Here is an 11,547-nt window from a genome sequence, read left to right as displayed (position 1 = left end):
TGGAGCGGGAAGGACGACAATGGCGCAACAACGCAAAAGCGAGCAATATCATGGCCGATAACGGTGCACCCCCCTGGCCGGGGTTTGTCGACGCCCTGTCGACCGTTCTGATGATGATGGTCTTCTTCACCCTGCTCATGGTGCTGGTGGTGGGAACGCTGTCCTACATGATCGCCATCAAGGACACCGCCGTGGCCCAGGGCGTGGCCGAGGAGCCAGTGGACACCGTGGCCGCGTCCGAGAGCATCGACTACAAGTCGCTCTCGGCCAGCGAGCAGCTCAAGGAGGCCCTGACCCGCAAGGCCGAGCTGGGCGAGGAGGACCTCGATCCCAAGGGCTCGGTCTCCGTGCTGGCCATGGAGAAGCTGGAGATGGAGAAAAAGGCGCTGCAAAAGCGGCTCCAGGCGGCTCTGGCCGCGGCCAAGGCGAGCGAGGGCAAAAACAAGGAGGACGCGGGCGCCAAGGCCGCTCTGCAAAAGGCCCTGGCCCGCATCGCCGAGCTGGAAGCCTCGCGCGGCAAGGACGTGGAGCTGCGCGCGGGCGAGGAGAAGGCCCCGCCGCCCTTCATAACCAAGATCGTCAAGGGCATGGACCCGAGAAACCGGATCATCATCCTCTACAACCAGTTGACGAGCACGCTGGAGGATTCGACCAAGGTGGAGCTGCTCAAGTGGATCAAGGGCAACCAGGGAGCCATCGCCTCCAACGGGCTGGAACTGGTCGCCACCCTCAACTTCGAGGGCGTGTCGTCGAGCACCTCCAACTCCGTCTCCTTCAAGCGGCTCTACGGCCTGATCCGGGTCATCAACGAGGAAGGCGGCATTCCCAAATCCAAGATCAAGTTCCGCGCCCTGGACGAGGCCGTTCCCGGCACCAACCAGGTGGTCATCGGCGTGGGCAAGCTGCCGCGCTAGCCCGCCGCAAGAAAGAAAACATGGCGAAATCGACGAAAGACGAGACCAGGGCCAAAGTGCGGGCCATCTCGGGAGTTCCCGCCGACGCGCCGCAGCGGGCCGTCCCGGACGATCCCGGGGCGTCGTGCCGGGTCTCGTCCGACGCGGAGGAGCCGGCCGCGCCGCCACCCGGCATGGGCGCGTCCATCACCCGCTGCCTGCACCGCATCGCCGACTCCTTCGGCATCCGCGTTTCCGAAAAGGCCATGGAGCTCGGCCGCTCGTCGCAGTTGCACCACTACCTGCAGATGCAGGCGGACAACATGGGGCTGAGCGCCGCCATGGCTCCCCTGCCCGAGCGGTTCACGGCGGCGCAACTGCCCGCCCTGGTCCAGTACGCGGACGGCAGCTTCGCGGTGGTGGAAAAGCGGCACGGCCGGATGGTCGAGATCTGGAACGGGGCCTCCTCCGCCGTGCGCAACGATCCCTCGGGCCTGGAGCCCTTCGGCGAATGGGCCTGCTCCTTCGCCTCGGTCTTCGAGACGGACGCGGTCCCCTTCCTGAGCCTGACCTGGTTCACCGGGCAGGTCGGGCGGATGTGGCCCATCTATTCCCAGGTGGTCCTGGCCTCGGTCATGATCCACTGCTTCACCCTGGTCATCCCGCTGCTCATGGGCATCTTCTACGACCGCATCCTGCCCAACCTGGCGGGCAACTCCCTGCGCGTGCTGGCCACCGGCGCGGTCATCGTCCTCGGGTTCGACTACCTGCTCAAGAACATCCGCTCCATCCTGGTGGAAAAGGCAGCGCTCCAGGTGGAGCGCGAGGCCGAGCCGCACCTCCTGCGCGAGGTGTTCAACGTGGTCCACGCCGCCCTGCCCGCCTCGGTGGGCCACCTGACCCACGCGGTGCAGGAGTTCTCGCGCATCAAGACACTGTTCACCAGCCAGCTCGTCCTGGGGGCCATCGACTTCTTCTTCCTCTTCTTCTTCCTCTTCGTCATCTTCCTGAACAGCGGCGTCCTGGTCATGGTCCCGCTGGTCATCTCCCTCCTGGTCCTGGTGGTCTCCCTGGCCTACGGCCTGTTCATCGACCGCACCGTGTCGATGCAGGCCCGGCTCCAGTCCCGCCGCAGCTCGTTCCTCAACGAGGTCTTCCAGGGCATGGAGTCGATCAAGGTGACCAACGCCTCGCGGGCCTTCGTCTCCCGCTGGGCCCAGGAGGTGGAAAAGAGCGGAGAGATGGGCGCGCGCTACCGGCTCGCCCAGTCGCGCTGCTCCATGACCACCTCCTTCCTCAGCCAGCTCAACTCCGTTGGCCTGGTGGTGGTGGCCTTCGCCCTGATCGGCAGCGGGTCCATGAGCAGCGGAGGCCTGCTGACGACCATGGTCCTCTCGGGCCGCTGCGTGGCCGTGTGCGCCAGCGTGGCCAACCTTGTCACCTCGTATCTCTTCGCCCGCCGCTCCTACAAGGACCTCTACGCCATCCTGCAACTGGAAAAGGAATCCGGCGAGGGCGGGAGCCTGCAAATCCAGAACGTGCGCGGCGACCTGGCCTTCGACGCGGTCTCCTTCCGCTACCAGCCCGAGGCCCCCTACGTCCTGGAGAACATCTCCTTCTCGGTCCGGGCGGGCGAGCGGGTGGGCGTCATCGGCCCCATGGGCAGCGGCAAGACCACCCTGCTCAAGCTCCTGGCCGGCCTGGCCAGGCCCTCGGAGGGCGTCCTGCTCCTGGACGGGCACAACATGGCCCACCTCAACGTCGAAAAGGTGCGCGAGAAGATGGGCGTGGTCTCCCAGTCGCCGGTGCTCTTCCACGGCACCCTGGAATTCAACCTGCTCATGGGCGCGCGCAACGTCTCCCAGGACGCCCTGGAGCACGCCCTGCTCATCTCCGGCATCGACACCTTCGTGTCCAGGCATCCCCTGGGGCTCAAGATGCCCATCGCCGAGGGCGGCAGGAACCTCTCGCGCGGGCAGCGGCAGTCCGTGGCCATCGCCCGGGCCCTGATCGGCGACCCGCCCATCCTGCTGCTGGACGAGCCCACCAGCTCCATGGACTCCACCCAGGAGCACATCTTCGTCGAGCGCATGAGCCGGGAGATGGAGGGCAAGACCATGCTCATCGTCACCCACCGGCCGAACATCCTGCGCATCGTGGACCGCATCCTGGTCATCGACCAGGGGCGGCTCGTGGCGGACGGCCCGCGCGACGCCATTCTGGCCAAGCTGGGCCAGGCCCCGGCGCATAGGGAGGGCAGGGCGTGAGACGCGGCAACCCGATTTCCCGCTTCTTCCTGCTGCTTGAGGAGGTCTCCGGCAGCATGATCGTCCTGGCCGCCGTGGCCGTGTTCCTGGTCGTGTTCCTCGTCTGGGCCTACAACTGCGACATCGAAAAGACCGTCCGGGCCCAGGGAATCGTGGAGACCAACCTGACCGACAAGGTGGTGGGCCACTACGAGGGCGGCGTGGTGGAGAAGGTCTACGTGCGCGAGGGCGACAGCGTGGTGGCCGGGCAGCCCATCGTGGCCATCGCCAACACCACGACCACCAAGGAACGCAACAAGTCGGAGATCAAGCAGAAGCAGTTGCGCGCCAAGCTGGAGCGGCTCATGGCCGAAAGCACGGACAGCGTGGAGGCGTTCGCGGGCAGGGCGGCCACGGACGAGGAACTGAGCGAGCTCCAGTTCGCCCGTTACCGGGCCGAGGCCCTGCAGCAGCGGGTGAGAATCCTGGAGACCCAGATCGCCCAGTCCGAGGCGGCCCTGGCGGCCGGCAAGCGGCACATGCGAAACCTGGAGGAGGAGCGCAGCGTCCTCAAGCAGCAGCACGACCTGCTTGAACCCATGGTCAAGAAGGGCGTGGGCTCGCGCCAACTGCTGCTCCAGCGCAAGTCCGAGCTGGCCAAGATGGCCACCGGTCTCGACGAAGTGGCCAACAAGAGCAAGGAATACGCCCTGGACATCCAGGAGCTCAAGCAGCGCATCAGCCGCGAGCGCCTGGACTTCATCCGCGACGTGCGCGAGGAGATCAGCACCACCGCGTCGGAGCTCCAGGGCGTGACCGAAGAGGTCAACGCGGCCAACGAGCAGATCGTGCGTAGCGTGGTCCGCTCCCCGGTGAAGGGCACCATCTACCGCCTGAGCGCCAACACCGTGGGCGGCATCGTCCGCTCCGGCGAGGCCCTGGCCGAAATCGTGCCCGACGACGCCGTCATCCGCATCGAGGGCAAGGTGCAGCCCAACGACCGGACCAAGATATGGAACGGCATGATGGCGAAAATCCGGCCATCGTCCTACGAGTTTTCGCGCAAGACCATGCTCCGGGCGGAAATCGTCAACATTTCGGCAAAGACCTATTTCGACGACCTGACGCGCTCCTGGTACTACCGGGTCATCCTCAAGACGATCAAGGAGGACGCGGAGAAGACCAAGGACTTCATCCCCGGCATGATCGTCGAGGTCAACATCCTCTCGGGGACGGAAAGCGTGTTGGAGTACGTGCTGTCTCCGGTCATGCGCGGCGTTCGCGGCGCGCTTTCGGAGCACAACACCAGATAGCGGGCCCCGGCCCGAAGGGAATCGGACATGAGAGTCATCAACGGCAGCCCCTCCTGGATAACCGCCCTCGTCCTCGTTTGCTTCTTCCTCGTGCTCGGCGCGGGGGCGTGGTATTCCGCCTCGCTGCTGCTGGACACGAGGCAGGAAAAGGACGTGGTCGACGTGGAGGAGTACCAGAGCAAGGTGCTGTTCGCAGAATCCGAGGCCCTTTCCGGCCAGTTGGTCGCCCCGGTCCTGCGCGCCCGCGAGCTGGCCAAGGCGCGCATCTTCCGCGGCGCCGTGGCCGACTTCGCCAGCATGAAGAAGGAAAAGAAGGACCGGGCCCAGGAGGACTTCGAGAACTTCGTCAACGTCTCCGGCTTCATGGCGGGCCATCTCTTCAGCCCCGACGGCCACCTGCGGGCCACGACCATGGGCAAGCTCGACGGGGCGGAGAGCGCGTTCTACGCCCCGGTCCGCAACGTGGCCAAGACCCGGCAGCCCTACTTCTCGCCCATGTTCCTGTACAAGGGGCTCCTGGTCTCCAACCTGTTCATCCCGGTCTATCCGCCCCACGTCCTGTCCGACTCGGCCGAGCCGGAATACGTGCTGGCCCTGATCGTGCCCCTGCACGACGTGCTGCGCAGCTTCCTGACCTCGGTCCGCAACCTGGACTACGACACCGCCGTCCGCCTGGTGCAGCGGAGCGAAGGCGGGGCGTTCCAGGAAATCGTCGTCGCCTACCCCGACCTGGTCAAGGTCATCCCGGTCAAGGCGTCCCTCGCGGGCGTCAAGGCAGTGGAGTTCGGCGGCCGCGCGGACCTCAACGGGACCGGGGCGGTCTACTCCTCGGCGACCTACCTGCCCGCCGTGCACTGGTGGATCGTCGCGGAGACCGACCGGGAGGTTCTTGCAGCGCCCATCCGTGAATACAGGAATCTGCTGCGCTTCCTGCTGGTTGTCGGCGGCGTGCTGGCCCTCTTCTTCATCGCCAGCGTGGTCCTGTTCTTCAGCCGCTACCGCCACCACAGGGAGGAAAAGGCCCTGGCCCAGGAACTGGAATCCATGCGCCGGAGCCTGGCCATGAGCACCGCCATCGGCAAGGTCCTGCCCACCGCGGTCTGCCTGGTCGATCCCGACGGGGAGACCATCGCCTTCGCCAACGACGCCTTCGCCAACATGTGCGGCAAGCCCCTGTCCGTCATCCTCGATCTCTCGCTGACGGAGCTCTTCAACCCCGCCGAGGCGGAAGACCTGCAACACGGCGTGCGCATGCTCACCATGTCCGGCGGCAGGCCCCACTCCCAGGTGCTGGAGACCTATCGGGGCCCCTCGCCCCGGCTCTACGCGGTCACAACCCTGCAATGCCGGGCCGAGGACCAGGAGGAGCCCGGCATCCTCTTCCTGTTCCGCGACGTCACGGAAGAGAGCGCCGGGCACGCGCAGGACATCAACAACCGCCAGCAGATCATCAACGCCCTGATCCGGGCGGTGGAGAGCGTGCCCTTCCTGGACGGCCACACAGCCCTGCTCCGGCGGCTCTCCGTGGAAATCGCCGAGACCCTGCTCCTGAGCGACGCCGACTGCGCCACAGTGGAGGCCGCCGCCATCCTCTCCCAGGTCGGCAAGACCTTCGTGCCCAGGGATATCATGCAGAAAGAGGGCAAGCTCACGCCCGAGGAAATCCGGGAGACCCGCCGCTACGTGGAGCACACCTGCCGCATCATCGAAGGGATCGACTTCGACCTGCCCATCGCGGACACCATCCGGCAGATGCAGGAGACCCTGGACGGCACCGGCTACCCCAACGGCCTCAAGGGCAACGAGGTCTCCATGCTCGCCCGCATCCTCGGCGTGGCCAACACCTTCAGCGCCCTGGTCAAGAAGCGGTCCTACCGCAAGGCCAAGACCGCCTGGGAGGCCATCGACGTGCTCCGGCAGTCCACCGGCCGCTACGACGCCACCGTCATCCGCGCTCTCGAAGCCGTGGTCGAATCCGCCAGCGGCCAGCACATCATGCGCGAGAACGACATCGACACCGACAAGGAGTGATCCCGCCGGGAGGACGGCGGACCCGGCGGCCAGCCGGTGACCGCCGCGCTTCGGCCGGGACCATGTTCCGGCCCGGTCTTCGCCCGCGTCCGCACAAAAAGAAGCGGCCCGCCGGGGAGGGCGGGCCGTTCAGGGAGGAATGCGTCCTAGAGGGCGAGATCAACCGCTCGGGTCGCATGTATGAGACAGGTGTCGAAAAGGGGGACGTCGGTGTCCCCCGGCCGGACCAGGATGCCGATCTCGGTGCAGCCGAGGACGATGCCCTGGGCGCCCAGGGCCGTGAGGCCGCCGATGACGCGCAGGAATTCGGCGCGGGCTTCGTCGGTGAAGACGCCCTTGCACATCTCGTCGAAGATGACGCGGTCGATGAGCCGACGGTCGGCCTCGGGCGGGACCAGGGCGTCGATGCCGCGCGCGGCCAGGCGGGCGGTGTAGAAATCCTGCTCCATGGTGAAGGCGGTGCCCAGCAGGCCGATGCGGGTCAGGCCCGCGTCGAGCACGGCGTCGGCCGAGGCCTCGGCGATGTGCAGGAGCGGGATGGAGACGGCGGCCTCCACGCGCGGAGCGACCTTGTGCAGGGTGTTGGTGGCGATGAGGAGGAGGTCCGCGCCGCCCTTCTCCAGGGCCCGTGCGGCCTTGGCCAGCCGTTCGCCTGCGCCGTCCCAGTCGCCCGCGAGCATGTCCCCGCGGATTTCGGCGAAGTCCACGCTGTACATGAGGAGCTTCGCGGAATGCAGGCCGCCCAGGCGCTCCTTCACGGTCTCGTTCATGATCCGATAGTATTCCAGGGTGGATTCCCAGCTCATGCCGCCGATGATGCCTATGGTCTTCATGCTGTCGCTCCGTCAGCCGAGGAAGTGGCGGCCCAGGGCCACAAGGGCCATGCCCAGGGCCACGGTGCCGAAGAAGCTGCGGGTCCGCCAGGCCAGGATGATGGCCGGGATGGACGCCCACAGGAAGAAATTCTCCGTGGAGAAGTCGAACGCGCCTTCCCGCAGCACGAGCGAGGGGAAGAGCATGGCCGAGAGCACGGCCGTGGGCACGTAGGAAAGCCAGCGCACCACGGGCTCGGGCAGGGTGCGCGAGGCCAGGGCCACCAGGGGCGCGATGCGCGGCACGCAGGTGACCAGGGTCATGCCCAGGATGGTTGCTATGACCGTTTTTTCATCCATGATTCGACTCCCGCGCCGAGGGTTGCGCCCAGGATGGTGGCGATGATGACGCTCCAGCGGTCCGCGCCGGACTGCATGAGCGCAATGGAGGCCAGGCCGGTGAACCCGGCCACGAAGACGTGCAGGCCGTTTTTGACCTGCATGGCCAGCAGGGCGATGAACATGGCTGGCAGGGCGAAGTCGAGCCCCAGCGGCTTGACGTCCGGGATGGCCGCGCCGGACAGGTAGCCGACGAAGGAAGCCAGCACCCAACTGACGTGGGCGATGGCGTTGATGAGGAAGGAGACGGGCCTGCTCGTGTCGCCGCGCGCGTGACGGGCGGAGTGCAGGGCGAAGGACTCGTCCGTGACCTCGTAGGCGAAAAGGGTAAGCTGCCACTTTGGCCAGGTCCGGACATGCGGGGACAGCGCGGCGCTCATGAGCACATGGCGCAGGTTGACCACAAAGGTGGTGACGACGATGGCCAGCGGCGAGAGCCCGGCCGCGAACATGGCCACGGCGATGAGCTGGGCCGAGCCCGCGTAGACCAGGAGCGACATGAGCAGGGTCGCGGCCAGGGAGAGCCCGGTCTTGCAGGCCAGCACGCCGAAGGCCGCGCCCACGGGCACGTAGCCCATGATGATGGGCGCCACCTGGCGCAGGGCGTCCGTGAGCGGGGACGCCGCCGCCCGTTTCTCGATCATCGCTTCCGTGGTCATTCTCCCTTCCTCTTCCATATCCGTTTTGTGGTCCACGCCATGGGTTGCAGTAAAGGGGAAAATCTGTCATCAGTACAGATACAGATTTTTTATTTTTCAACCATAACAGATCGGGCGCTGCCATGCGGGCGGAAACGTCGACCTACCGTTACCAGGCCGTGGAAAGGCGGATCATGGACCTGGTGGAGTCCGGTGGACTGGCCCTCGGGGACAGGCTGCCGTCGCTTCGGCGGATGAGCCGGGACCTGGGGCTGTCCGTCTCCACGGTGCACCAGGCCTATGTGGAGCTGGAGCACAAGGGAGTGGTGGAGTCGCGGCCGCGCTCGGGATTCTTCGTCCGCCGCCGGGCCACGCGTCTGCCTCGCACCGAGACCCCGCCCGCGCCCATGAGCGAGCCGCGCCCGGTGACCCGCATCGGGCTGATCCAGACCGTGCTGGAGTCCGTGGGCAGGGAGGACGCCGTGCCCCTGGCGGTCATCGCCCCGGGCGAGGAGCTGCTGCCGCTGGCGGAGATGGGCAAGATCACGGCGGCCGTGGTGCGCGACAACCCGCGCCGTGCCATGGGCTACGCCCCCATCCCCGGCGACCCGGAGCTGATCCGCCAGGTGGCCTTTCGCTCCATGGAGTGCGGCATCCCGGTGGGCCCCGAGGACCCGGTCATCACGGCCGGGTGCATGGAGGCGCTCTACCTGGCCCTGCGCGCCACCTGCCGCCGGGGCAACACGGTGCTCATCCAGTCGCCCACCTACTACTGCTTCCTGCAACTGCTGGAGACGCTGGGGCTCCGGGCCATCGAGATCCCCTCGGACCCCGAGGGCGGGGTGGACCCGGCGGACCTGGCCCACGCCCTGCGCACCTTCGACATCTCGGCCTGCGTCCTCTCGCCCAACTTCAACAATCCGGACTCCAGCCTGACGCCCGACGAGGCCAAGCGGGAGATCGTCTCGCTGCTCGCCGCGCGCGGCATCCCCCTGGTGGAGGACGACGTGTCCACGGACCTGCACTTCACGCCCAAGCGGCCGGGCACCTACAAGCAGTTCGACGAGAAGGGGCTGGTCCTGCTCTGCTCCTCGTTCTCCAAGACCATCTCGCCGGGATTCCGCGTGGGCTGGTGCCTGCCGGGCCGGTTCCGCCAGAAGGTGCTGGAGATCAAGGCCACCACCAACGTCTGCACCTCCGCCCCGGCCCAGATGGCCATCGCCGAATACCTGCGCCAGGGACGGATGGGCCGCCACCTGAAACGGCTGCGGGCCAGCATGGAGCAGCAGATGGACACCATGCAGCTCCACCTGGAGCAGTGTTTTCCGCCCACCACGCGCGTCACCCACCCGCGCGGCGGGGGCGTGCTCTGGCTGGAGCTGGACCCGCGCGTGGACGGCGTGGAGCTGTTCTTCCGGGCCAGGGCCGAGTCCATCGCCATAGCGCCGGGGGCCATCTTCTCCACCCGCGACAAGTTCAGCAACTACATCCGGCTGAGCTGCGGCGAGCCCGTGACCGAGCGCATCCAGCGCGGCATCGCCCGGCTCGGCGTCATGGCGGCCGAAATGGCCGGGGCGTGATCTTTCCGCTTTACCGTGACGGGGACCGGGCGTAGCTTGGCGCTCCCCATTCAACCAAGAGCACCCATGACGCCACGACTCGCCACCGAACCAGCCCAAGGCTTCGCCGCCGCCCTCGCCGCCTTCATCGCCTGGGGGCTGCTCCCCATCTACTGGAAGGCCCTCGGCGACGTCGCCCCGCTGGAGATCCTCTGCCACCGCATCCTCTGGTCCCTGGTCTTCATCAGCGTCATCCTGACCGTGAAGCGCCGCTGGGCCGAGGCCTTCGCGCCCCTGGCCTCGCCGCGCAGCCTGCTCATCCTGGCGTGCAGCAGCCTGTGCATCGGCGGCAACTGGCTGCTCTACATCTGGTCGGTCAACACCGGCCACGTGGTGGAGACCAGCCTCGGCTACTACATCAATCCCCTGGTCAACGTCCTGCTCGGCTTCGTCTTCTTCCGCGAGCGGCTCAACGGCTACCAGTACGCGGCCATCGGCCTGGCCGGGGCCGGGGTGGCCGTCTCCATCCTGAGCCACGGCGAGCTGCCCTGGATTTCCCTGACCCTGGCCGTTTCCTTCGGCTGCTACGGTCTGCTGCGCAAGATCGCGGCCGTGGCCTCCCTGCCCGGCCTGTTCCTGGAGACCATGGTCCTCGGCCCGGCCTCCCTGGCCTATCTCATCCATCTCAAGTGGAACGGCGCGAGCGGGTTCCTGGCGGGCTCCCCGTCCACGGACCTGCTCCTGGTGGGCGCGGGCGCGGTCACGGCCCTGCCGCTCATTGGCTTCGCCTTCGGCGCGCGGCGGCTCAACCTCTCCACCCTGGGCATCCTGCAATACGCCTCCCCGTCCATCGCCTTCCTCCTCGGCGTCTTCGTCTACAAGGAACCCTTCGGCGTCGGCCACATGGTCACCTTCGCCCTGATCTGGGCCGGGCTCGTGCTCTACACCGTCGATTCCGTGCGCGCCCTGCGCCGGCACCGCCGCGCCCGCTGATCCGCTTCCCCCCCACTCCCTTCACGGCTTGACGCACGCGCATTCATCGCTTATCGTCGATCAACGATAAAGGAGCGAACCATGCGGCCCTCCCCGCCTCTCGAAGACGAACAACTGGCCGAGGCGTGCAAGGCCCTGGGCCACCCGGCCCGGCTGGCCATCTTCCGCCACCTCATGGCCGAGGACCGGTGCGTCTGCGGCCGCATCGTGGAGATCGTGCCCCTGGCCCAGTCCACGGTGAGCCAGCATCTCAAGGTGCTGCGGGAGGCCGGGCTGGTCTCCGGCGAGGTGGAGGGCCCCCGGACCTGCTACTGCATCGACAAGGCGTTCCTGGCCCGGTTCCGCCGCACCCTGGACCGGCTGGCCGACCCCGCCGTCATCACGGAGCCCGCATGACCGGAAAAGATTCGCCCCTGGCCCCCGAAAAGGACCTGACGCCCCTCGTCCCCCTGGCCCCCGTGGCATCACTGGACCCGCAGGGCTGCTGCCCACCGCCCGGTCCCGACGCCGACGCGCCCTGCTGAGGGCCGAAGCCGGACCCCCGTGCCGGGGTTCACGAAAAGCCGGGCTACCGCGTGGAGCCCTTTGTCACCGGGTTCATCGAGACCAAGCCCGGTCCGGCGCCCCGCGTGGCCACCGCCCTCTCCCTGCGTGACCGGCTGG

At 67.3% G+C, this 11,547-nt stretch carries 10 protein-coding genes and 1 pseudogene; 8 read left to right on the top strand and 3 right to left on the bottom strand.

The window, feature by feature from the left end; translation table 11 throughout:
- Window positions 1-50 precede the first annotated feature (50 nt).
- From PHP91_RS09995 to PHP91_RS09980, 4 genes are read left to right on the top strand one after another with little or no spacing between them, the layout of a single operon-like run.
- Window positions 51-914 (top strand): hypothetical protein, encoded by an 864-nt coding sequence (locus PHP91_RS09995; protein WP_300140076.1) that lies wholly within the window; start codon window positions 51-53, stop codon window positions 912-914.
- 20 nt (window positions 915-934) lie between these two features.
- On the top strand, window positions 935-3,160 hold the full coding sequence (locus PHP91_RS09990; protein ID WP_300140074.1) for an ATP-binding cassette domain-containing protein: 2,226 nt from the start codon (window positions 935-937) through the stop codon (window positions 3,158-3,160).
- Window positions 3,157-4,452, top strand: a complete 1,296-nt coding sequence (locus tag PHP91_RS09985; RefSeq protein ID WP_300140072.1) for an HlyD family type I secretion periplasmic adaptor subunit — start codon at window positions 3,157-3,159, stop codon at window positions 4,450-4,452. The genes PHP91_RS09990 and PHP91_RS09985 overlap by 4 nt, the downstream gene beginning before the upstream one ends.
- A 27-nt stretch (window positions 4,453-4,479) precedes the next feature.
- Window positions 4,480-6,483 carry an HD domain-containing phosphohydrolase gene (locus tag PHP91_RS09980; RefSeq protein ID WP_300140070.1) on the top strand — a complete coding sequence of 668 codons (2,004 nt, stop codon included), beginning with the start codon at window positions 4,480-4,482 and terminating at the stop codon, window positions 6,481-6,483.
- Window positions 6,484-6,629: 146 nt separating this feature from the next.
- Here the strand turns inward: PHP91_RS09980 and PHP91_RS09975 are convergent, their stop codons facing one another.
- From PHP91_RS09975 to PHP91_RS09965, 3 genes are read right to left on the bottom strand one after another with little or no spacing between them, the layout of a single operon-like run.
- Entirely contained in the window at window positions 6,630-7,316 is a 687-nt protein-coding gene (locus PHP91_RS09975; RefSeq protein ID WP_300140068.1) for an aspartate/glutamate racemase family protein, read from the bottom strand.
- A 12-nt stretch (window positions 7,317-7,328) separates the two neighbouring features.
- Entirely contained in the window at window positions 7,329-7,655 is a 327-nt protein-coding gene (locus tag PHP91_RS09970; RefSeq protein ID WP_300140066.1) for an AzlD domain-containing protein, read from the bottom strand.
- Window positions 7,634-8,353, bottom strand: a complete 720-nt coding sequence (locus PHP91_RS09965; RefSeq protein WP_300140064.1) for an AzlC family ABC transporter permease — start codon at window positions 8,351-8,353, stop codon at window positions 7,634-7,636. The genes PHP91_RS09970 and PHP91_RS09965 overlap by 22 nt, the downstream gene beginning before the upstream one ends.
- 122 nt (window positions 8,354-8,475) lie before the next feature.
- On the opposite strand from PHP91_RS09965, the gene PHP91_RS09960 reads away from it, so the two are divergent.
- The 4 genes and pseudogenes from PHP91_RS09960 to PHP91_RS09945 all read left to right on the top strand — a co-directional run.
- The gene (locus PHP91_RS09960) at window positions 8,476-9,912 is read left to right on the top strand and encodes a PLP-dependent aminotransferase family protein (protein WP_300140062.1); all 1,437 of its coding nucleotides are present in this window, start codon (window positions 8,476-8,478) and stop codon (window positions 9,910-9,912) included.
- 66 nt (window positions 9,913-9,978) lie between these two features.
- Window positions 9,979-10,884, top strand: a complete 906-nt coding sequence (gene rarD, locus PHP91_RS09955) for an EamA family transporter RarD (protein WP_300140060.1) — start codon at window positions 9,979-9,981, stop codon at window positions 10,882-10,884.
- Window positions 10,885-10,965: 81 nt separating this feature from the next.
- The gene (locus PHP91_RS09950) at window positions 10,966-11,280 is read left to right on the top strand and encodes a metalloregulator ArsR/SmtB family transcription factor (protein WP_300140058.1); all 315 of its coding nucleotides are present in this window, start codon (window positions 10,966-10,968) and stop codon (window positions 11,278-11,280) included.
- Window positions 11,277-11,547 (top strand): annotated as a pseudogene (locus PHP91_RS09945) (mercury methylation corrinoid protein HgcA); the annotation flags it as partial. The gene PHP91_RS09950 and the pseudogene PHP91_RS09945, both read left to right, overlap by 4 nt.

The organism is Pseudodesulfovibrio sp., assembly GCF_028692895.1.
Lineage (GTDB): Bacteria > Desulfobacterota > Desulfovibrionia > Desulfovibrionales > Desulfovibrionaceae > Pseudodesulfovibrio.
The sequence above is the reverse complement of the archived record's forward strand: the minus strand, read 5'-3'. Positions and strand labels throughout refer to the sequence as shown.